We start from the raw sequence: 20,325 nt of genomic DNA on the forward strand, positions 1-20,325 counted from the left end.
GCTGACCGTAATAACACTCCCTCGATTAATACTGCGCGTAATAAAAATAAAAATCCAGTATTCTCAATTCATTACGAATGAGGACGGCATTGTGAGATAGTCTGATTTCCCTGTGAAAACGCCCGACAAAATGCGTCATTAGCAACAGATTCTCTCCATCGACACGTCTCATTCAGATAATGGATTAATGCTACTGCTCCACCGGTCGGACCGGCCAACAAACGGGCATTGTGCTCTGCAATTAAGATTACCGTCGCACCATCAGGATGAGAAAAGCTTTCTGGTATGGATGCCCCGTTTTCAGCAATCAATAACAGCACTGAATAATCGCTATATGCATCTGACAACGATTGTACTGGCCCTCCGTTAAAAGGCAGAAAACCTTGCTGCCAGTCCTCACCAACAAAACAGGTCATTGGCAACATTTCAGCCAGATGTTTAGCCAATTCAATATCGCCAGTGGAGAGGCAAAAAAGTGCTATCGATTCGGGTTTCATCGTTTTCATACCCTCCGTCCTCCGCTTGGTTTCCTGCAATGACGGTCAGGTTGATATACCATAAAAAAAGATTGCTGCGCCTTGAGTGCAGCCCTGATGCCTGTCGGCACTACGATGAATAAACTAAATGATGCCGCCATCCCCTGATCCTTTCAGGGTGGTAGGGGTATAAAGACGCGTCAGTGCTCAAGCAGACGCTTCCGGGCAACCCACTTCCCACCGAAGTTGTTGGTATTGACTGGCAGGCTGGTCTTCTGGCTTAGCGTCATCCTCCCCCACCCTTCCCAATCTCGCGATCAGTGGTATTTTCGGGGTTGTCAGCATTACAGCAGCGGGGGCTGCGAGGGATTTACACCCACTTCCCAGGCACAAATGTGCCAAACCTGTCAGCGTATGTTATGAGCTGATTTCACTTTTCCCATAACACGTAAATAACGTTAATTATTACTGTCGGAATCTATTTAGTCATCCCTCATTTTTTACATTCAATTTATGCTGTTTCCGCTGCTGTATTTTCGCTAATTTGCTGACGATATACCTGCGGTGTTACCTGATACGTCTGACGAAAAACTTTGCAAAAATAACTGGTTTGCGAAAAGCCTAAATTACGCGCAATGCTGGCGATGCTCCAGTCACTATGGCACAGCAACTCGCGGGCGCTGGCCATCCGTTGTTGGTTTACCCACGCATTAAAACCAATCCCATGATATTTCTTGAACAATTTACTGAAGTAATAAGGGCTGAGATAAACATGGGAGGCAACATCTTCCAGGCGCAAATCGTCTGATAAATGCGCATCAATATAGCGTAATGCTTTTTTCATTTTGTTATCGTGGGGATTAGGCGTGCGAGTCTGACGTAGCGGATCCGAATAAAGTTTATTCTCTTTAATAACAACAAAATTGAGTTGTTTTTTGAGGCAGTTTTCCACAATTAACTTCAACAGATCAGCAGAAGCCATAACTCGCTAGTAATCCATCTCCGGGACTTTGCGAAATTCATTAAGTAACTCGGGATCTGCCTGCCAACAATCATCGACATTCAGAATATCGACTAAATCGACATCATCATTACGCAGGCGGACTTGTCCACACAATACAAAGCCGACTAAATGCCCGGCAATCACCAGAGGGATAGAAAAATCGGTTAATCCTGCATGGCAACGATAAATACAAGGTTGATCGGATTTAGAGGCTTCCAGCCCCCCACAACGATCGCTCATGCGGCAGCGTGTGCTAAGCTGAGGATGTCGCCGCATCATCTGACAAAATGAGGTGAAGTTAAACAGCTCGGAAATTTCATCACCGTGGATATTAACCACGACAACCGCAAGGCTGGTCGCCTGCGCAAAATCCTGCGCGATTTTATTAATGAGTTCTGAATTAAGTGTCGCCGCAGAAATCATGATAAAACCTCCCAGTTAATTTATTGTTATAGTAAAACAATTGTTTTACATTTAATCTTCACATCATCCCTAATGATTTACTGACGAGAAGCACAAAGGACAATAACAAAAGCCTCCGTGAGGCGGGAGACTTTTTAATAAGTTCTGAAAGCAGATCACAAACAGTAAAAAAATAAACGTTTATAACCGCTATGTTATTTCACTATTCGATGATGTCTTTAGGCGTAACACTATTGACAGGTAAGTTTTTTGCAATGAGAAAACGATAAATTGCTGCGCCAACACATGCCCCAATGATCGGAGCAATAATGGGGACGATGAAATAAGGAATATTACGCCCACCGGTCATCGCTATTTCCCCCCAACCAGCAAGCCAGGTGAAAATTTTTGGCCCGAAATCACGCGCTGGATTCATGGCAAAACCGGTTAATGGTCCAGTAGATGCACCAATAACAGCAACCAGAATGCCAATAAGTAAAGGAGCAAGAGGTCCTTTTGGTACGCCATTGCCGTCATCGGTTAACGCCATAATCAACCCCATCAACATGGACGTAATGACCACTTCAACCAACGCCGCCTGCCATACATTTAACGCGGCAGCCGGATAAGTGCTAAAGATACTGGCGAGTTGCAAACTTTCAGCGCTACCACGAACTATATTGTGAGTGGATTCAAAATCGGTAAACAAGCTGTTGTATAAAAAATACGCCAGAACGGCTCCACCAAAGGCCCCCGCCAATTGTGCCACACAATATGGCAACACTTTACGGGCAGGAAAAGCAGCAAACAACCACAGAGCAATGGTAACCGCCGGGTTCAGATGGGCGCCAGAAATGCCTGCCGTAAGGTAAACAGCAAGTGAAATACCTAACCCCCAAATGATACAAATTTCCCACAGACCCAGACTTGCCCCGGCAAGTTTTAGGGCGCATAAACAACCAATGCCAAAAAAGAGGAACAGTCCGGTGCCCAAAAACTCGGCAACGCATTGCGCCTTGAGTGAATCATTCATAGTGACACCTTCTTTACGGAGTTTGTTTCTTTATCAGTTAATCGTGCACTGATTGTCGTGTATATCGAGCGCAACTATAAAAATTGCGCCGGGGAAAATATTGCCAACATGCATGACCGGCACGCTGAAAAATCGTGTTGATATAGCAAATTATTGTCATTCAAAAAGTATTCAACTTAGATACAATCGCTATTGAGCTCGCCAACTCTGCCAGATTTCCACAATAAAAAATTGCCATCCTTATATAATAAAACTTAAACAAATATCACAATTCACTTCCGCAAAGCCCAACCCGACAAAGCATTAGTGCAAATTAAATCTACCGACCAATGCAATTAATTCACATTAAAAAAACCAGAAAACGACCAGTAAATTAATAACATATAGATAATTAAGGCAATTTTATAATATTTACCCTCTATTAATTTTGCTCATCGGATGATTAAGTCAGCCATTCTTTTTTCTCGCTTTTTTTTATAGTCATATCGTCAAAAAATCCAGGCGAGGTCTTTATGCAACAAGAAGCGTTAGGAATGGTTGAAACCAAAGGCTTAACTGCCGCCATAGAGGCCGCAGATGCCATGGTTAAATCGGCAAATGTATTGCTGGTTGGCTACGAAAAAATAGGTTCCGGGCTGGTGACCGTCATCGTTCGTGGTGATGTCGGGGCGGTAAAAGCGGCAACAGACGCAGGTGCCGCCGCCGCACGTAACGTCGGTGAAGTGAAAGCCGTACACGTAATTCCCCGCCCACATACTGATGTCGAAAAAATCTTACCAAAGGGAATTAACCCATGAGCAGCAATGAACTGGTCGAACAGATCATGGCGCAGGTCATCGCTCGCGTAGCGACGCCAGAGCATGAGGTTCTCCCGAAAACCACTCATCAAACACGAGAGACGGCTATGGCAGAAAAAAGCTGCACGTTAACGGAATTTGTTGGCACCGCTATTGGCGACACTGTAGGTCTGGTCATTGCGAATGTTGATAGCGCCCTATTGGACGCGATGAAACTCGAAAAACGCTATCGCTCCATTGGCATTCTGGGCGCGCGTATTGGTGCGGGGCCACACATTATGGCCGCGGATGAAGCAGTAAAAGCCACGAACACTGAAGTTATTAGCATTGAACTTCCTCGCGATACCAAAGGTGGTGCCGGACACGGCTCATTAATCCTCTTAGGTGGCAACGATGTTTCCGACGTGAAACGCGGTATTGAAGTTGCACTGAAAGAACTCGACCGAACCTTTGGCGACGTCTACGCCAATGAAGCCGGACATCTTGAACTGCAATATACCGCTCGCGCCAGCTATGCACTGGAAAAAGCGTTTGGCGCACCACTGGGCCGCGCTTGTGGCGTCATTGTCGGCGCTCCGGCTGCTGTTGGTGTTCTGATGGCCGATACTGCGCTGAAATCCGCCAATGTGGATGTCGTGGCATACAGCTCCCCAGCTCATGGCACCAGCTTCAGTAATGAAGTCATTCTGATTATCTCGGGTGACTCCGGCGCTGTCCGACAGGCGGTCATCTCCGCTCGCGAAATCGGTAAAACCGTGCTTTCGACTCTCGGTGATACACCGAAAAACGATCGCCCTTCCTACATCTGAATTCCATGAGGCAGATTCATGAGATCGAAAAGATTTGAAGCACTGGAAAAACGCCCGGTTAACCAGGATGGTTTCGTTAAAGAGTGGATTGAAGAAGGCTTCATTGCGATGGAAAGCCCGAACGACCCGAAACCATCAATAAAAATTGTTAACGGCATCGTCACCGAGCTGGATGGAAAACCCGCCAGCCAGTTTGACTTGATCGACCACTTTATCGCCCGCTACGGTATCAATCTCGCGCGTGCCGAAGAAGTCATCGCGATGAGCTCGGTCAAACTTGCCAATATGTTGTGCGATCCAAATGTCAAACGTAGCGATATTGTTCCCCTGACCACAGCAATGACGCCCGCCAAAATCGTCGAAGTTGTTTCACAAATGAACGTGGTAGAAATGATGATGGCGATGCAGAAAATGCGCGCCCGTCGCACACCATCGCAACAGGCTCACGTCACCAACGTCAAAGATAACCCGGTGCAAATTGCTGCCGACGCGGCCGAGGGAGCATGGCGCGGGTTTGACGAACAGGAAACCACCGTTGCCGTTGCTCGTTATGCACCTTTCAATGCTATCGCCCTGTTGGTAGGTTCGCAGGTGGGACGCCCTGGCGTCTTAACCCAGTGTTCACTGGAAGAAGCCACTGAACTGAAACTCGGTATGTTAGGCCACACCTGCTACGCCGAAACGATTTCTGTCTACGGTACGGAACCCGTTTTCACCGACGGCGACGATACACCGTGGTCAAAAGGGTTTCTCGCATCATCTTATGCTTCTCGCGGCTTAAAAATGCGTTTTACTTCCGGCTCCGGTTCTGAAGTGCAGATGGGCTATGCGGAAGGAAAATCAATGCTTTATCTTGAGGCACGTTGCATTTACATCACCAAAGCCGCGGGTGTTCAGGGTCTGCAAAACGGTTCCGTAAGCTGCATCGGCGTGCCATCGGCTGTGCCGTCAGGCATCCGTGCAGTACTGGCGGAAAACTTAATTTGCTCATCGCTGGATCTGGAATGCGCCTCCAGTAATGACCAGACCTTTACCCACTCAGATATGCGCCGTACCGCACGTTTCCTGATGCAGTTTCTGCCGGGCACCGACTTTATCTCTTCCGGTTTTTCCGCAGTACCAAACTACGACAACATGTTTGCCGGCTCAAACGAAGATGCCGAAGACTTCGATGATTATAACGTCCTTCAACGTGACCTGAAGGTTGATGGCGGCCTGCGACCGGTGCGCGAAGAAGATGTTATCGCCATCCGCAATAAAGCCGCACGCGCTTTACAGGCTGTCTTTGCAGGTATGGGATTACCGCCCATTACCGATGAAGAAGTCGAAGCAGCGACCTATGCCCACGGTTCGAAAGATATGCCAGAGCGCAACATCGTAGAAGACATAAAGTTTGCCCAGGAAATTATCAATAAAAACCGTAACAGTCTGGAAGTGGTGAAAGCCCTGGCGCAAGGCGGTTTTACCGATGTCGCGCAGGACATGCTCAACATGCAAAAAGCGAAACTGACCGGCGATTATCTCCATACCTCAGCCATTATCGTCGATGACGGACAAGTACTCTCTGCGGTCAATGACGTCAATGATTACGCCGGACCGGCTACGGGTTATCGCCTGCAAGGGGAACGCTGGGAAGAGATCAAAAATATTCCCGGTGCACTTGATCCCAACGAAATTGACTAAGGGTGAGAAATGGAAATTAACGAGAAATTACTTCGTCAGATCATCGAAGACGTGCTGGCAGAAATGCAAACCAGCGACAAGTCCGTTTCATTTCGTGCACCTGTCGCCGCAACTGCCACTTCCGCGCCGGATGGCGGAAAATTTTTGACCGAAATTGGTGAAGCCCAACAAGGTGTTCAGCAAGATGAAGTCATTATTGCTGTAGGCCCGGCTTTTGGCCTGGCGCAGACCGTCAATATTATCGGCATTCCGCATAAAAACATTTTGCGCGAAGTGATTGCCGGTATCGAAGAAGAAGGCATTAAAGCCCGAGTGATTCGCTGCTTTAAATCGTCTGATGTCGCATTCGTAGCGGTCGAAGGCGATCGTCTTAGTGGTTCAGGCATTGCTATTGGTATCCAGTCGAAAGGCACCACAGTTATCCACCAGCAAGGGCTTCCTCCCCTGTCTAACCTGGAGCTGTTCCCACAAGCGCCATTGTTGACGCTGGAAACCTATCGCCAGATTGGCAAAAACGCCGCGCGTTATGCGAAGCGTGAGTCTCCACAACCCGTTCCGACCCTCAACGATCAGATGGCGCGGCCGAAATACCAGGCCAAATCTGCCATTTTGCATATCAAAGAGACCAGGTACGTGGTCACTGGCAAAAAGCCGCAAGAACTGCGCGTGACGTTTTAACAAAGGAAACCTTCATGAATACCGATGCAATTGAGTCGATGGTCAGGGACGTGTTGAACCGTATGAATAGTCTACAGGATACAACTCCTGTTTCTGCGGCCCCCCACTCATCAACACTGAGCGCCAAAGTGACTGATTACCCGCTGGCAAATAAACACCCAGAATGGGTCAAAACGGCAACCAATAAAACGCTCGACGATTTCACTCTGGAAAATGTACTCAGCGATAAAGTTACCGCCCAGGATATGCGCATAACCCCTGAAACATTGCGTATTCAGGCCGAGATTGCCAGAGATGCTGGTCGTGATCGCCTGGCGGTGAATTTTGAACGTGCTGCCGAACTTACCTCAGTGCCGGATGATCGCATCCTTGAAATCTACAATGCGTTGCGCCCTTATCGTTCGACTAAGCAAGAACTCATTGCCATTGCCGACGATCTTGAACAGCGTTATCAAGCCCAAATTTGCGCTGCATTTGTCCGTGAAGCCGCAGAACTCTATGTCGAGCGTAAAAAACTGAAAGGCGACGATTAAGGACGAACTATGCGCTATATAGCAGGCATTGATATCGGCAATTCATCGACAGAGGTTGCGCTGGCAACGCTCAGTGCGTCTGGAGAATTGTCGTTCGTGAGCAGCGCTCTGGCAGAAACCACCGGAATCAAAGGTACGTTGCGTAACGTACATGGTATTCAGGAGGCGCTCGCACAGGCAACGAAAAAAGTCGGTATCACTGTCAGCGATATTTCGCTTATTCGTATCAACGAAGCAACTCCGGTCATTGGGGATGTAGCGATGGAAACCATTACGGAAACCATCATCACCGAATCAACCATGATCGGCCACAACCCGAAAACGCCAGGCGGAGTAGGTCTGGGAGTGGGACTCACCATCACTCCGCAAGAGTTGTTAACACGCCCGGCGGAAGCACCATACATCCTGGTCGTGTCATCGGCATTTGATTTTGCCGATATCGCGACCATGATAAACGCCTCCGTGCGTGCCGGATATCAACTGACTGGCGTAATTCTGCAACGCGATGATGGCGTGCTGGTCAGTAACCGACTGGAAATCCCTTTACCCATTGTTGATGAAGTCCTCTATATCGAGCGTATTCCACTCGGTATGCTGGCCGCGATTGAAGTTGCCGTTCCCGGGAAAGTTATCGAAACCCTGTCTAACCCGTATGGGATTGCCACTGTTTTTGCCCTCAATGCTGAAGAGACTCAAAACATTGTTCCTGTGGCACGAGCGCTTATCGGCAACCGTTCAGCAGTAGTAGTGAAAACACCGTCTGGTGACGTTAAAGCTCGTTCGATACCCGCCGGAAACATTGAGCTGCTTTCTGCCGGGCGCACAATGCGGGTCGATGTTGCCGCAGGTGCCGACGCCATTATGAAAGCGGTCGGTGAGTGCCCAAAACTGGAGAACGTGACGGGCGAACCGGGCACCAACATCGGCGGAATGCTGGAACATGTTCGCCAGACCATGGCGGTGCTGACCAATAAACCCAGCCACGAAATTTTTATTCAGGATTTGCTGGCGATAGATACGTCTGTTCCGGTCAGCGTAACCGGTGGTCTGGCTGGAGAATTTTCACTGGAACAGGCAGTGGGTATCGCCTCAATGGTGAAATCAGACCGCCTGCAAATGGCGATGATCGCCAGTGAAATTAAGCAAAAACTGCATATTGATGTTCAGGTCGGAGGCGCAGAAGCAGAAGCCGCAATTCAGGGAGCATTAACTACCCCGGGGACAACGCGCCCTCTGGCAATTCTGGACTTAGGCGCCGGTTCTACCGATGCCTCCATCATCAATCAGAAAGGGGAAATGATTGCCACTCACCTTGCAGGAGCAGGCGACATGGTGACGATGATTATCGCCCGGGAACTGGGCTTAAATGATCGTTATCTGGCTGAAGAAATCAAAAAGCACCCGTTGGCAAAAGTAGAAAGCCTGTTCCATTTACGCCATGAAGACGGCAGCGTTCAGTTCTTCCCTACTCCGCTATCCCCTCATGTCTTTGCCCGCGTTTGTGTGGTGAAACCCGACGAGCTGGTGCCGATTCCCGGCGATTTAACACTGGAAAAAGTGCGTGCCGTTCGTCGCAGTGCGAAAGAGCGCGTCTTCGTAACAAACGCTCTGCGTGCGTTACGTCAGGTAAGCCCAGGTGGAAATATTCGCAACATTCCATTCGTCGTGCTGGTGGGCGGCTCTTCGCTGGATTTTGAAGTACCACAGTTAGTCACCGATGCGTTGGCGCATTATCGACTGGTCGCCGGGCGGGGGAATATCCGTGGCAACGAAGGACCGCGCAATGCGGTAGCTACCGGGCTACTTATCGCCTGGCGCAAGGAGTCGGCTTATGGAAAGTAAAGGACGAGCCCCCGCCATTGTCGTCATGGTAATCGGTGCTTACACCAACGCATGGGATGAGGTGCTTTTCGGTATTGAAGAAGAGGGGATCCCCTTTAGCATTCAACAAATCCCGTCAGGTGAGGTGATCGATAGCGCCTGGCAGGCCGCTCGTCAGTCCCCCCTGTTGGTTGGCATAGCCTGCGACCGGGAAAAACTAATTGTACATTACAAAAATTTACCGGCATCAGCACCGTTGTTTACGCTGATGTATCAACAAGATAACTATGCCCGGCGTAGTATCGGCAATAACGCCGCCCGCCTGGTCAAAGGCATTCCCTTCAGGGAATACCACCCATAATCCACAGGAGAAATGCTGTATGAATAACGCACTAGGACTGGTTGAAACAAAAGGGTTAGTTGGCGCAATTGAAGCCGCGGATGCCATGGTTAAATCCGCCAACGTGCAACTGGTTGGCTATGAAAAGATTGGTTCGGGTCTGATTACGGTGATGGTCCGCGGCGATGTCGGCGCAGTAAAAGCCGCCGTTGATGCGGGGAGCGCAGCAGCAAGCGCCGTTGGTGAAGTGAAATCCTGCCATGTCATTCCACGACCGCACAGCGATGTTGAGGCCATTTTACCTAAATCTGCATAACCCCATTCGCTAAGGAGCACAGCGTGAAGCAATCACTGGGATTACTTGAAGTCAGTGGTCTGGCACTCGCCATCAGTTGCGCGGACGCTATGGCTAAGGCCGCGTCCATCACGCTGGTTGGCCTTGAGAAGACCAATGGTTCGGGTTGGACTCTCATCAAAATTATCGGTGACGTCTCCTCGATTAATGCAGCGATCGCAACAGGCGTCAGTTTCGCCAGACAGCGAAATGGTCTTGTCGCGCACAAAGTGATTGCCCGACCTGGAGAAGGAATACTGCCCCGCACAACAGAAGCATTGGATGCGACAGTCGAAGCAAGCGAAACACCTGCAACAACAGTCGCCGCAGAAATTATCAGTTGTAATTTGTGTCTTGACCCGGCGTGCCAACGGCAAAAAGGTGAACCCCGTTCACTTTGCCTGCATTCCGATAAGCGAGGGGTGTAGTAATGGATAAACAAACCTTGCAGGAGGCTGTTAGCCTGGTCCTGGATGAGATGCGCGAGCGCCCTATCCCTCTGGGCGTCTCCAGTCGTCACATTCATCTTTCAACGGCGGATTATGTGCGCCTTTTTCCTGAACAACCGATCAGCGAGAAAAAGTCGTTATTACAACCTGGTCAGTTCGCTGCTGAACAGGTTGTTACGCTGGTGGGACCAAAAGGCAAATTACACAACGTTCGCTTGTTGGGGCCATTACGTAACTCAAGTCAGGTGGAGATTTCCCGGACTGACGCCAGAACGTTAGGGATCGCCGCTCCGCTACGCATGTCTGGCGATCTCAGCGACACACCGGGAATTCGTCTGATAAGCCCTTTTGCAGAGCTGGAAATCGCTTCTGGCGTTATTGTCGCGCAACGGCATATTCATATGTCTCCGCTTGATGCCCTGATTTATGGCGTTACACATGGTGATAAGGTGGCGGTCGCCATTGAAGGGGATGAGCGACGACTGATATTCGATAACGTTGCCGTTCGCGTCTCACCGGATATGCGTCTTGAAATGCATATTGATACCGACGAAGCCAACGCCGCAGGCGCTGATAATCCTGACGTTTTTGCTACGCTGGTGTCGGTGCCATGAATAACGTGCTGATGCAACACATTGTTGACGAAGTGATTTTTCGCCTGAAACAGCGTGCGGGAAAAACACTCGCGCTAACTGTTTCGCAACTGCGAGAAGCCAGCGTTCACGAGATAGTTCATCAGTATGCATCGTTACAAATTCAATATGTCGATCTGCCGTTGTTGCGACAACTCGCGGAAAACGAAACGTCAGATCGTGCAGCAAGCCACATTCACGAGGCGTTAGCCTGGGGAATGCACATTCAATTGTCGTTGCAGCATCATTTTCTGAACGCCATCAAATTAAAGTCACTCGCCCGTCTACCGTTAACCTGGTGCGACGAACAAGGGCAACCGGTCTACCTTCATCGTGGTCGACTTTTAAGTTATGTCGACATAGCGCAGTTATGCACGGGAATACTGGTGCTGCAACGGAAATGTTGTGTGACCGCTCTTGCGCGTGAAGCGGCAATTACCCGAAACATTCAGTTAATCAGGCAGGAGTAACCCATGCATCTGGCTCGAGTCACTGGCGCGGTGGTATCCACGCAAAAATCACCTTCTCTGGTCGGGAAAAAACTGCTGTTGGTTCGCCGGGTCAGCGCTGACGGTGAACTGCCTCTCACGCCATTAACCGGTGACGAAGTTGCCGTTGATTCAGTCGGTGCTGGCGTCGGTGAGTTGGTACTCCTCAGCAGCGGTTCCAGCGCCAGACATGTGTTTTCCGGACCTAACGAAGCCATCGACCTGGCAGTGGTTGGCATTGTCGATACGCTTTCGCGCTAAGGAGTTGAAAGATGGCGATTTATACCAGAACAGGCGATTCAGGAAATACGTCCCTATTTACCGGGCAACGTGTCAGCAAAACTCATCTACGTGTCGAAGCCTATGGCACGCTGGATGAACTGAACGCGACACTCAGTCTGTGTTATTGCGCCACCACCATCGAAAGTCATCGCATCTTACTGGAAGCCATTCAGCAACAGATATTCTGGTTTAGTGCCGAGCTCGCCAGTGAAAGCGAACAGCCATCAGCGCAGCAACGTTACATCAGTACGGAAGAAATCGCCGCGCTGGAAAAAGCGATCGACAGTGCAATGAACGCGGTTCCTCCAGTTCGCAGCTTCATTCTACCTGGTCGTTGTGAAGCCGCAAGCCGCATGCATTTCGCCCGCACAGTGGCTCGCAGGGCCGAAAGACGTCTGGTTGAACTGACAACGGAAGCCACCGTTCGCCATGTTTTACTGCACTACATCAACCGGCTTTCCGATTACCTGTATGCCCTCGCCCGCGTGGAAGACAATGTTGCTCATCAGAACCTGATGATTCAGGAAATAACAAAACGTTATCACGAAGCTAACCACCCTCCAGCATTGAAGGAACGCACGATGCCGCTCACTTTTCAGGATCTTCATCAGCTCATTCGTAGCGCGGCAATGCGCGCAGATGAACTGCATATTCCCGTAGTCATTAGCATCGTTGATGCCAACGGTACGGAAAGCGTTACCTGGCGGATGCCTGATGCGCTGCTGGTTAGCAGTGAACTGGCACCGAAAAAAGCCTGGACCGCCGTGGCGATGAAAACGGCAACACACAAGCTTGCTGACGCCGTGCAACCCGGAGCGCCGCTTTATGGACTCGAAAGCCATATGCAAGGCAAAGTTGTCACTTTTGGTGGCGGTTTCCCCCTCTGGCGTGACGGAATATTGCTTGGAGGGCTTGGTATCAGCGGCGGTAGCGTTGAACAAGACATGGATATTGCACAAACCGCAATGGCAGCAATTAACGCAGGAGCAAACCTATGAATACCACTGAATTAGAAACGATTATCCGCAATATCCTGCGCGAACAAATGATGCCCACTGCGTCACAAACGCAAAGAAATGGTATTTTCCAGACTGTCGATGACGCCGTCTGCGCTGCACACCAGGCCTTTTTGCGCTTTCAACAGTGCCCACTTAAAACCCGCAGTGCCATTATCAACGCCATTCGCGAAGAATTATCCCCCCGCCTTACCGAACTGGCAGAAGAGAGCGCTATCGAAACGGGGATGGGAAATAAAGAAGATAAGTATCTAAAAAACAAAGCGGCTCTCGATAACACACCTGGAATTGAAGACTTAACCACCACTGCGCTAACCGGTGATGGTGGCATGGTTTTATTTGAATACTCTCCGTTTGGGGTTATTGGCTCAGTCACGCCAAGTACCAATCCAACGGAAACCATCATTAACAACAGCATCAGCATGTTGGCTGCAGGCAATAGTGTCTATTTCAGTCCTCACCCGGGAGCCAAAAAAGTATCGCTGAAACTGATCGCCATAATCGAAGACATCGCGTTTCGCTGTAGTGGCATTCATAACCTTATCGTTACCGTGTCTGAACCAACCTTTGCCGCCACCGAACAGATGATGACGCACCCTAAAATCGTCGTTCTGGCAATTACTGGCGGTCCAGGTATCGTCGCGATGGGAATGAAAAGTGGCAAGAAAGTGATTGGTGCCGGTGCGGGTAACCCGCCCTGCATCGTCGATGAAACGGCGGATATTGTGAAAGCCGCCGAAGACATCATCAACGGCGCTTCATTCGATTACAACCTGCCGTGTATCGCTGAAAAAAGCCTGATAGTCGTTGAATCAGTAGCAGATTACCTAATCCAACAGATGCAAAGTTTTGGCGCTTTTCTTCTTAACCGGGAACAAACTGACCAATTGCGTGCTATTTGCCTTCCTGGCAATGTTGCCAACAAAAAGCTGGTGGGTAAAAGTCCTTCAGCCATGCTGGAAGCAGCGGGAATTCCTTTACCGCAGAAAGCCCCTCGATTACTAATTGCTATTGTCGACGCCGATGATAGCTGGGTTACCTGCGAACAATTGATGCCAATGTTGCCCATTGTAAAAGTTAATGATTTTGATAGCGCCCTCCCCCTGGCGCTGAAAGTGGAAGACAGCTTGCACCACACGGCAATTATGCACTCGCAGAATGTCTCTCGGCTCAACCTTGCCGCGCGCGTTATGCAAACCTCCATCTTTGTCAAAAACGGCCCCTCCTGGGCAGGCATTGGCGTCGGCGGTGAAGGATTTACGACCTTCACCATTGCTACACCGACCGGAGAGGGGACAACGTCAGCACGGACTTTTGCCCGCTCACGACGCTGCGTGTTGACCACTGGTTTTTCCATTCGCTAGAGAAACGGAAATGAATACTTTTTCACTGCAGACGCGTTTATACAGCGGACCAGGAAGTCTTAAAGTGCTTAGCCGTTTCACCAATAAGCACATCTGGATTATTTGCGACGCCTTTCTGGCTCGCTCACCACTGATTGACACGTTGCGCCAGGCGCTGCCTGACAGCAACCGCCTCAGTATTTTTAGCGAAATAACACCCGACCCAACTATCCAGACCGTGGTAAAAGGCATTGCACAAATGCAGACTTTACGCCCGGATGTGGTTATCGGTTTTGGCGGCGGCTCTGCGCTGGACGCCGCAAAAGCGATTGTCTGGTTTAGTCGCCAGTGTGCTATTGAGATTGACACCTGCGTAGCCATTCCCACCACCAGCGGCACCGGCTCAGAAGTGACCAGCGCCTGTGTCATCAGTGATCCAGAGAAAGGGATTAAATATCCCCTTTTCGATAATGCACTTTATCCGGATATTGCAGTCCTCGATCCCTCGCTGGTCGTCAGCGTGCCTCCCGCGATAACTGCCAATACCGGAATGGATGTTTTAACCCATGCGCTAGAAGCCTATGTTTCTCCACGCGCCAGTGATTTCTCGGATGCTCTGGTCGAAAAAGCCGTGCAAATTGTTTTTCACTACCTGCCTACAGCAGTGAATAAAGGCAATTGTCTTGCTACTCGCGGCAAAATGCATAATGCCTCGACGCTTGCCGGAATGGCCTTTAGCCAGGCTGGGCTTGGTTTAAATCATGCAATTGCCCATCAACTCGGCGGGCAGTTTCATCTGCCACACGGCCTGGCGAATGCTCTCCTGCTCACGGCGGTTATCCGCTTTAATGCTGGCGATCCGCGCGCCGCCAAACGCTACGTCCGGCTGGCAAAAACGTGTCATTTATGCCCTGATAACGCCAATGACACCGCCAGCCTGAATGCACTCATTCAACATATTGAACAGCTTAAAAAAGCCTGTGCAATACCGACTCTCGCTAATGCACTGAAAGAAAAAAAAGCAGAATGGTCAGCACGTCTTCCAGATATGGTTCAGGCAGCGCTGGCGGATGCAACATTGCGTACCAACCCACGAGCGGCTGATGCCTCCGCTATTGAGGAACTGCTTGAGGAGTTGTTATGAACGTCGAGTTAACGTCCTGTGACAGTCAGACGATCCGTGAGCGAGTTCAGGCAGCCGGGGTTGTGGGTGCTGGCGGCGCAGGCTTTCCAACACATATCAAGCTGCAGGCGTGTGTTGACACTTTCCTGGTAAATGCCGCGGAATGCGAACCAATGTTGAAAGTGGACCAGCAGTTAATGGCACAACAAGCCAGCCGCCTGCTGCGCGGTGTTCACTATGCGATGAAAGCCACCGGGGCTGCTAGCGGAATCATCGCGCTGAAAGAGAAGTATCAACCCGCAATAAAAGCACTTACACCATTACTTCCAACGGATATCCGCCTGCATATTTTGCCCGACGTTTATCCCGCTGGGGATGAGGTGCTGACCATCTGGATGGCAACAGGTCGTCGCGTTCCACCCGCCGCGTTGCCCGTTAGCGTCGGCGTGGTGGTGAATAACGTCCAGACCGTGCTGAATATTGCCAGAGCCGTTGAGCAACAGTATCCGGTAACGCGCCGCACGTTAACCGTTAATGGTGCAGTTGCTAAACCAGTAACAGTGACCGTTCCCATCGGAATGTCTTTACGCGAGGTACTGGCGCTGGCGGGAGGCGCTACGGTAGATAATCCCGGTTTTATCAATGGCGGGCCGATGATGGGGAGTTTGATCCCATCGCTCGATACGCCAGTCAGCAAAACCACCGGCGGCTTGCTGGTCTTACCCAACTCTCATTCACTGATCCAACGTCGAATGCAGGATGATCGCAACGTACTTGCCGTCGCGAAAACCGTTTGTGAACAATGCCGCTTATGTACCGATCTCTGTCCACGTCATTTAATCGGTCACGAACTGTCACCACATTTGTTAGTACGTGCGGTTAACTACCAACAGCTCGCTACACCGCAACTGTTACTGACAGCACTCACCTGTTCGGAGTGCAACGTCTGTGCCAGCGTCGCCTGCCCGGTAGATATTTCACCAATGCGCATAAATCGCCTGCTTAAGCAGGAATTACGCGCTAAAAATCTCCGCTACGAAGGCACCTTAAACCCTGCGGATGTCATGGCAAATTATCGACTGATTCCCGTAAAACGGCTGGTAACCAGACTGGGCTTAGCACCGTGGTATCAGGATGCGCCATGGTCTGAACACGTGCCACAGCCCGAAAAAGTGACGCTATTGTTACGCCAGCACATCGGAGCCAGCGCAATTGCGTGTGTCCAAAAAGGCGATCGTGTCGTTCGTGGGCAATGTGTAGGCCAAATTCCACACGGCACATTAGGTGCCCCCATTCATGCCAGTATTGATGGCAAGATCAGTGATGTGACAGAAAACGCGATTACGGTTGTGAGAGGTTAACCATGTCAAAAGCGGTAGGTATTGTAGAACTTAGCAGTATCGCGAAAGGGATGGAAACCGGCGATGCCATGCTGAAAAGCGCCAACGTTGAGTTACTGGTCAGCAAAACGCTATGCCCCGGTAAATTTCTGCTGATGCTCGGTGGCGATGTCGGTGCGGTGCAACAGGCCATCGATAATGGCACGGCCCTTGCTGGTGAAATGCTGGTCGACAGTCTGGTTCTTCCTAATATTCATCCCACTATCCTGTCTGCAATCAGCGGTCTGAACCATGTTGACCAGCGACGGGCTGTCGGTGTAGTAGAAACCTGGAGTGTAGCAGCCTGCATTGACGCTGCCGATTGTGCAGTGAAAGCGGCAAACGTCACGCTCGTGCGGGTGCATATGGCCTTCGGTATTGGCGGTAAATGCTACATGGTAGTGGCAGGCGATATTTCTGATGTTAATAACGCGGTCTCTGTCGCCAGCGAGCGCGCGGGGGAAAAAGGTTTGTTGGTCTATCGTTCGGTGATTGCCCGTCCGCATGAAGCCATGTGGCATCAGATGGTGGAGGGATAATGTCAACTCAACACACGACTGAACGGATGATTCAGGAATATGTTCCCGGTAAACAGGTCACACTGGCGCATGTGATTGCGAATCCCGGAAAGGATCTGTTTAAGAAATTAGGTTTACCAGACACCGTTTCTGCCATTGGCATTCTGACGATTACCCCCAGTGAAGCATCTATCATCGCGTGTGATATCGCCACAAAATCAGGCGCTGTAGAGATTGGTTTTCTTGATCGTTTTACCGGCGCGGTAGTTCTGACTGGCGATGTTTCTGCTATCGAATATGCACTTAGCCAGGTTACACGCACGCTGGGCGAAATGATGCACTTTACCGCCTGTTCCATTACACGGACCTGACACTATGCAACGGATGATGCTCATCGGCCCCAGTCAGTGCGGAAAAACGTCACTCACACAATGCCTGCGCGGAGAGAATATTCAGTATCAGAAGACGCAGGCAATCGTCTGGTCACCGGCCACCATTGACACACCCGGGGAATACCTCGAAAACCGCAGCCTTTACAGCGCACTGCTGGTCTGTGCCTGCGAAGCGGACATTATCGCACTGGTACTTAATGCGAACGCACCGTGGTCCCCTTTTTCGCCAGGCTTTACTACATCGATGAATCGCCCGGTCATTGGGGTAGTAACCAAAGCGGATTTAGCCAGCGTAGAACAAATATCTTTGGTGAAATGCTGGTTACGGGAAGCTGGGGCACGCAACGTATTAGTAACCAGCGCGATAAATAACATCGGGGTTGCAGAACTTTTTACCTTGTTACATACAGAAGAAGGTTGTCGTTAATTTCGACATTTCAATATGTTATCAGATGGGAATGATGACTTGTGACACAGAGAAAGGAATCATGAACAATGAGGGTTGCCGGGCAACCCTCATTGAATAAAGCAGAAATTACTTCGCTTCGCCGTTTTTCATTTCACCCATAGCTTTCAGCTTTTTGGAGATATCGCGGCGTTCTTTGGAAAGCTCAGCATTTTTGATGATGTAATCATCAACGCGATCTTCATAGTCGCCTTTCATGCTGGCGATGATGCCCTGAATTGCTTCGACGCTCATACCCGGTTTGATGTAATCGCTCAGGTTGTCCAGCAGCAGAACGCGTTTCTGGTTGTCACGGATCTTTTTCTCAACGTCCTGGATTTCACGTTGCAGTTTGTTCTTACGACGGAACAGGCGAACAAATTCCAGTACGTCCTGGAATGAAGGCTTGGTAGTTTCCATTTTTATACCCCTGATAATGTGAGAGTCGGATTCGTTTAAGCAGCCGCTATTCGTTAGGGCCAACATTACTCATAGCTGCCGCAGATGACAATGCTTTTATCCCTTTTCACTATCATACCCTTTATCTTTGCTGAATCGAAGCAGCAAGATGATTCTGAAGATCGGGAATTATTTGCGCAAGGCCCGGCAAATCAGATTTGACAACAACTCCAGTTGATGCGCCGTTTCCATGTTAAGCCACACATAGCCATAAATCGGGGTCTCAACGACCTTGAGATCATGGTGGTTATCGAGCAACTGACGCAGCTCTTCCACAGCATCGTTCAATTTTTCCGTATTAGCAAAAACCGGCTGCGGATTACCTTCGTACAGGGCATGAACAAGGCTCAACACGATTTGCTGCATCATGTGCTGTGTATCGCGCAGTTTTTGCGCGTTCAATAACACGAAATGGCTGGGGCGCGTGGCCCAGTAAGCATTGATTTGCAGTTCCAGCATACAAACCAGATTACGGTTAATTGTCTGGATCCCTTCATATATCGATTTTGGGATACGGGTTTCTTTGCTGGCGGGCGCAATCAACCCACGCATTTTCACGGCATCGGTCAGGAGTTTTTGCAGATGTTTTTCCAGACGTGGACGTTCGAGTAAGTTCGGTGAGAACGCTGACTGATAGACGCGATTATATTCAGTGAGACTTTTCGCCAGTTGAATGCGCCAGTGGATAAAAGCACGTTGCGGCCAGATGCCGGTAAACAACATTGCCAGTAAAGAGCCGAGGATCACATCGCCGCTTCGCCATAATGCAGTATCAATTTCACCGGTTGGCGAGCCAACAACAATTGCCAGCGTCACACCAATCAATAAACCTTGATATGGCTTCTTACCCAGCGCCAGCCAACCGCAAAGGAACATGGCTGCAGCACACCAGACTAACATCAACGGTAAAGAGATTAACTCCAGTTGCAGAGCGATAAGACCTAATATCGAACCCAACACAGTACCGCCAATACGTTCAAAGGCGCGAGGGACAACGTTGCCCCAGAACGAAATTGGCCCCATGATCACCACCATAGTGACCAGCGGCCAGGTGCTTTCCGGGATGGTAAACAAGCAAATGATGAGAAAGGTGAGCAAGAACGCCAGCGCAACTCGCGTACCATGCACAATGCGGTAATGGCGGTACACTCGAATTTCAAACGGGCTTAAGGACTTATCGGCACGCACGCGGGCACTCCGTGGAATAAGAGAAAAAACGGTCATAATGCAATCTGGCAGTCCGGGAACGATAACGCTATGTAACAAATCTGTCCGGCAAACCGGGAATAGCAGACGTTCCCGGTTTGGTTGTCAGAAAACTGCAGACGAATCTTACTCTTTTACATAACGAAAAACAGCGTAGCAATCGGGTTATCCTCTGATCCAGTGCCACTTATCAGCGCTGTTTAGGCTGCACCGCAACATACATTTCGATATCCCAATACCCCTCTTCCGCACCATTGTTCAGATAAACCTCAAAGCAGGGCTTTGGCAACATTTCGTAAGCGCTGTCCTGCAAGAGAGTATTAAAGAACTGATACCAGGGTTTAGCAAAGTCATCACCCACTACGCGTGCAACCGCCACCGCATACTGACCTCCAGAAATTTCCGTCAGGATGACGCCCTCACTGTTTTCGGGGAGCGTGAAGTCATCTGCCACCGAGACGACGGTGTCACAACGTAACTTTTCGGCGGGTGTTTCGTCTGGATTATCGTAATAGACCGCTACCCACTCCTTTGGCACGATATTTTTGTCGTCTACCCACATCATCAACTGCTCAAAACCTTGCTTTACCGTCTGTTCCCACGGGCCAACGAGATGGAAACCTGCAACGGTACGTTTATCTTCCTGTTTAATCTCGTAGTTCATGATGCCTCCATTAATACTGG

The 20,325-nt window shown here is 49.9% G+C and carries 24 protein-coding genes, 1 pseudogene and 1 riboswitch; of the genes and pseudogenes, 19 read left to right on the plus strand and 6 right to left on the minus strand.

The window, feature by feature from the left end:
- Positions 1-71: 71 nt before the first annotated feature.
- From C7B16_RS04725 to pduF, 3 genes and pseudogenes are all read right to left on the minus strand, one after another.
- Positions 72-506, minus strand: a complete 435-nt coding sequence (locus tag C7B16_RS04725) for a hypothetical protein (protein ID WP_000855623.1) — start codon at positions 504-506, stop codon at positions 72-74.
- A gap of 217 nt (positions 507-723) precedes the next feature.
- Positions 724-899: riboswitch (cobalamin riboswitch) on the minus strand.
- Between the two features lie 88 nt (positions 900-987).
- Positions 988-1,902: pseudogene (gene pocR, locus C7B16_RS04730) on the minus strand (transcriptional regulator PocR).
- A gap of 202 nt (positions 1,903-2,104) precedes the next feature.
- The gene (pduF, locus tag C7B16_RS04735) at positions 2,105-2,914 is read right to left on the minus strand and encodes a propanediol diffusion facilitator PduF (RefSeq protein WP_001516591.1); all 810 of its coding nucleotides are present in this window, start codon (positions 2,912-2,914) and stop codon (positions 2,105-2,107) included.
- 512 nt (positions 2,915-3,426) lie between these two features.
- Between pduF and pduA the strand changes: the two genes are divergently transcribed.
- The 19 genes from pduA to C7B16_RS04830 are packed head-to-tail and all read left to right on the plus strand — an operon-like array spanning position 3,427 to position 17,958.
- A complete protein-coding gene (pduA, locus tag C7B16_RS04740) occupies positions 3,427-3,711 on the plus strand; it encodes a propanediol utilization microcompartment protein PduA (RefSeq protein ID WP_001183614.1) in 285 nt (94 codons plus the stop codon).
- Complete coding sequence (gene pduB / locus C7B16_RS04745; RefSeq protein ID WP_000097486.1) at positions 3,708-4,520, plus strand: propanediol utilization microcompartment protein PduB; 813 nt, start codon at positions 3,708-3,710, stop codon at positions 4,518-4,520. The genes pduA and pduB overlap by 4 nt, the downstream gene beginning before the upstream one ends.
- Positions 4,521-4,538: 18 nt before the next feature.
- A complete protein-coding gene (gene pduC, locus C7B16_RS04750) occupies positions 4,539-6,203 on the plus strand; it encodes a propanediol dehydratase large subunit PduC (RefSeq protein ID WP_001256922.1) in 1,665 nt (554 codons plus the stop codon).
- A 9-nt stretch (positions 6,204-6,212) separates the two neighbouring features.
- Positions 6,213-6,881, plus strand: a complete 669-nt coding sequence (locus C7B16_RS04755) for a propanediol/glycerol family dehydratase medium subunit (protein ID WP_000405038.1) — start codon at positions 6,213-6,215, stop codon at positions 6,879-6,881.
- A 14-nt stretch (positions 6,882-6,895) separates the two neighbouring features.
- Positions 6,896-7,414 carry a propanediol dehydratase small subunit PduE gene (gene pduE / locus C7B16_RS04760; protein WP_001090590.1) on the plus strand — a complete coding sequence of 173 codons (519 nt, stop codon included), beginning with the start codon at positions 6,896-6,898 and terminating at the stop codon, positions 7,412-7,414.
- 9 nt (positions 7,415-7,423) lie between these two features.
- Complete coding sequence (locus C7B16_RS04765) at positions 7,424-9,256, plus strand: diol dehydratase reactivase subunit alpha (RefSeq protein ID WP_016262092.1); 1,833 nt, start codon at positions 7,424-7,426, stop codon at positions 9,254-9,256.
- Entirely contained in the window at positions 9,246-9,596 is a 351-nt protein-coding gene (locus tag C7B16_RS04770) for a glycerol dehydratase reactivase beta/small subunit family protein (protein WP_000444065.1), read from the plus strand. The genes C7B16_RS04765 and C7B16_RS04770 overlap by 11 nt, the downstream gene beginning before the upstream one ends.
- A 19-nt stretch (positions 9,597-9,615) precedes the next feature.
- Entirely contained in the window at positions 9,616-9,891 is a 276-nt protein-coding gene (gene pduJ / locus C7B16_RS04775; RefSeq protein WP_001057752.1) for a propanediol utilization microcompartment protein PduJ, read from the plus strand.
- Positions 9,892-9,914: 23 nt separating this feature from the next.
- Positions 9,915-10,337: a BMC domain-containing protein gene (locus C7B16_RS04780; protein WP_016262093.1), complete on the plus strand. Its 423-nt coding sequence runs from the start codon at positions 9,915-9,917 to the stop codon at positions 10,335-10,337.
- Between the two features lie 2 nt (positions 10,338-10,339).
- Positions 10,340-10,972, plus strand: coding sequence for a phosphate propanoyltransferase (locus C7B16_RS04785; protein WP_000361033.1), 633 nt, complete (start codon positions 10,340-10,342; stop codon positions 10,970-10,972).
- Positions 10,969-11,460, plus strand: a complete 492-nt coding sequence (gene pduM / locus C7B16_RS04790) for a microcompartment protein PduM (RefSeq protein WP_016248860.1) — start codon at positions 10,969-10,971, stop codon at positions 11,458-11,460. The genes C7B16_RS04785 and pduM overlap by 4 nt, the downstream gene beginning before the upstream one ends.
- Before the next feature lie 3 nt (positions 11,461-11,463).
- On the plus strand, positions 11,464-11,739 hold the full coding sequence (locus C7B16_RS04795; RefSeq protein ID WP_000549830.1) for a EutN/CcmL family microcompartment protein: 276 nt from the start codon (positions 11,464-11,466) through the stop codon (positions 11,737-11,739).
- 11 nt (positions 11,740-11,750) lie between these two features.
- On the plus strand, positions 11,751-12,758 hold the full coding sequence (gene pduO / locus C7B16_RS04800) for a two-domain cob(I)yrinic acid a,c-diamide adenosyltransferase PduO (RefSeq protein ID WP_107179415.1): 1,008 nt from the start codon (positions 11,751-11,753) through the stop codon (positions 12,756-12,758).
- Positions 12,755-14,140 (plus strand): CoA-acylating propionaldehyde dehydrogenase PduP, encoded by a 1,386-nt coding sequence (gene pduP, locus C7B16_RS04805; protein ID WP_107179416.1) that lies wholly within the window; start codon positions 12,755-12,757, stop codon positions 14,138-14,140. Before pduO ends, pduP begins: the two co-directional genes overlap by 4 nt.
- A gap of 10 nt (positions 14,141-14,150) precedes the next feature.
- Complete coding sequence (locus C7B16_RS04810) at positions 14,151-15,263, plus strand: 1-propanol dehydrogenase PduQ (RefSeq protein ID WP_105224927.1); 1,113 nt, start codon at positions 14,151-14,153, stop codon at positions 15,261-15,263.
- Positions 15,260-16,603, plus strand: a complete 1,344-nt coding sequence (locus C7B16_RS04815) for a 4Fe-4S dicluster domain-containing protein (protein WP_107179417.1) — start codon at positions 15,260-15,262, stop codon at positions 16,601-16,603. The genes C7B16_RS04810 and C7B16_RS04815 overlap by 4 nt, the downstream gene beginning before the upstream one ends.
- A 2-nt stretch (positions 16,604-16,605) precedes the next feature.
- The gene (pduT, locus tag C7B16_RS04820) at positions 16,606-17,160 is read left to right on the plus strand and encodes a propanediol utilization microcompartment protein PduT (protein ID WP_107179418.1); all 555 of its coding nucleotides are present in this window, start codon (positions 16,606-16,608) and stop codon (positions 17,158-17,160) included.
- Positions 17,160-17,510, plus strand: a complete 351-nt coding sequence (gene pduU, locus C7B16_RS04825; RefSeq protein WP_000107121.1) for a propanediol utilization microcompartment protein PduU — start codon at positions 17,160-17,162, stop codon at positions 17,508-17,510. Before pduT ends, pduU begins: the two co-directional genes overlap by 1 nt.
- A 4-nt stretch (positions 17,511-17,514) precedes the next feature.
- A complete protein-coding gene (locus C7B16_RS04830) occupies positions 17,515-17,958 on the plus strand; it encodes a EutP/PduV family microcompartment system protein (protein WP_085449036.1) in 444 nt (147 codons plus the stop codon).
- A gap of 108 nt (positions 17,959-18,066) precedes the next feature.
- Here C7B16_RS04830 and C7B16_RS04835 read toward each other — a convergent pair whose 3' ends face one another.
- The 3 genes from C7B16_RS04835 to sbmC all read right to left on the minus strand — a co-directional run bounded on the left by C7B16_RS04835 (position 18,067) and on the right by sbmC (position 20,305).
- Positions 18,067-18,396: a DUF496 family protein gene (locus C7B16_RS04835; RefSeq protein ID WP_000450409.1), complete on the minus strand. Its 330-nt coding sequence runs from the start codon at positions 18,394-18,396 to the stop codon at positions 18,067-18,069.
- A 168-nt stretch (positions 18,397-18,564) separates the two neighbouring features.
- Entirely contained in the window at positions 18,565-19,623 is a 1,059-nt protein-coding gene (locus tag C7B16_RS04840; protein ID WP_107179419.1) for an FUSC family protein, read from the minus strand.
- A gap of 208 nt (positions 19,624-19,831) precedes the next feature.
- Entirely contained in the window at positions 19,832-20,305 is a 474-nt protein-coding gene (gene sbmC, locus C7B16_RS04845) for a DNA gyrase inhibitor SbmC (RefSeq protein ID WP_001105399.1), read from the minus strand.
- Between the last annotated feature and the right edge of the window lie 20 nt (positions 20,306-20,325).

The organism is Escherichia sp. 20412-1, from assembly GCF_003027595.1.
Lineage (GTDB): Bacteria > Pseudomonadota > Gammaproteobacteria > Enterobacterales > Enterobacteriaceae > Escherichia > Escherichia marmotae.

What these genes read in the sequence shown, in the direction of transcription:
- pduF (WP_001516591.1), bottom strand. Translation starts at nt 2,914, where the DNA reads ATGAATGATTCACTCAAGGCGCAATGCGTTGCCGAGTTTTTGGGCACC.
- C7B16_RS04830 (WP_085449036.1), top strand. Translation starts at nt 17,515, where the DNA reads ATGCAACGGATGATGCTCATCGGCCCCAGTCAGTGCGGAAAAACGTCA.
- C7B16_RS04795 (WP_000549830.1), top strand. Translation starts at nt 11,464, where the DNA reads ATGCATCTGGCTCGAGTCACTGGCGCGGTGGTATCCACGCAAAAATCA.
- sbmC (WP_001105399.1), bottom strand. Translation starts at nt 20,305, where the DNA reads ATGAACTACGAGATTAAACAGGAAGATAAACGTACCGTTGCAGGTTTC.
- C7B16_RS04725 (WP_000855623.1), bottom strand. Translation starts at nt 506, where the DNA reads ATGAAAACGATGAAACCCGAATCGATAGCACTTTTTTGCCTCTCCACT.
- pduJ (WP_001057752.1), top strand. Translation starts at nt 9,616, where the DNA reads ATGAATAACGCACTAGGACTGGTTGAAACAAAAGGGTTAGTTGGCGCA.
- C7B16_RS04765 (WP_016262092.1), top strand. Translation starts at nt 7,424, where the DNA reads ATGCGCTATATAGCAGGCATTGATATCGGCAATTCATCGACAGAGGTT.
- C7B16_RS04785 (WP_000361033.1), top strand. Translation starts at nt 10,340, where the DNA reads ATGGATAAACAAACCTTGCAGGAGGCTGTTAGCCTGGTCCTGGATGAG.
- C7B16_RS04815 (WP_107179417.1), top strand. Translation starts at nt 15,260, where the DNA reads ATGAACGTCGAGTTAACGTCCTGTGACAGTCAGACGATCCGTGAGCGA.
- pduE (WP_001090590.1), top strand. Translation starts at nt 6,896, where the DNA reads ATGAATACCGATGCAATTGAGTCGATGGTCAGGGACGTGTTGAACCGT.
- pduP (WP_107179416.1), top strand. Translation starts at nt 12,755, where the DNA reads ATGAATACCACTGAATTAGAAACGATTATCCGCAATATCCTGCGCGAA.
- pduA (WP_001183614.1), top strand. Translation starts at nt 3,427, where the DNA reads ATGCAACAAGAAGCGTTAGGAATGGTTGAAACCAAAGGCTTAACTGCC.
- pduC (WP_001256922.1), top strand. Translation starts at nt 4,539, where the DNA reads ATGAGATCGAAAAGATTTGAAGCACTGGAAAAACGCCCGGTTAACCAG.
- C7B16_RS04770 (WP_000444065.1), top strand. Translation starts at nt 9,246, where the DNA reads ATGGAAAGTAAAGGACGAGCCCCCGCCATTGTCGTCATGGTAATCGGT.
- pduB (WP_000097486.1), top strand. Translation starts at nt 3,708, where the DNA reads ATGAGCAGCAATGAACTGGTCGAACAGATCATGGCGCAGGTCATCGCT.
- C7B16_RS04810 (WP_105224927.1), top strand. Translation starts at nt 14,151, where the DNA reads ATGAATACTTTTTCACTGCAGACGCGTTTATACAGCGGACCAGGAAGT.
- C7B16_RS04755 (WP_000405038.1), top strand. Translation starts at nt 6,213, where the DNA reads ATGGAAATTAACGAGAAATTACTTCGTCAGATCATCGAAGACGTGCTG.
- pduU (WP_000107121.1), top strand. Translation starts at nt 17,160, where the DNA reads ATGTCAACTCAACACACGACTGAACGGATGATTCAGGAATATGTTCCC.
- pduM (WP_016248860.1), top strand. Translation starts at nt 10,969, where the DNA reads ATGAATAACGTGCTGATGCAACACATTGTTGACGAAGTGATTTTTCGC.
- pduT (WP_107179418.1), top strand. Translation starts at nt 16,606, where the DNA reads ATGTCAAAAGCGGTAGGTATTGTAGAACTTAGCAGTATCGCGAAAGGG.
- pduO (WP_107179415.1), top strand. Translation starts at nt 11,751, where the DNA reads ATGGCGATTTATACCAGAACAGGCGATTCAGGAAATACGTCCCTATTT.
- C7B16_RS04835 (WP_000450409.1), bottom strand. Translation starts at nt 18,396, where the DNA reads ATGGAAACTACCAAGCCTTCATTCCAGGACGTACTGGAATTTGTTCGC.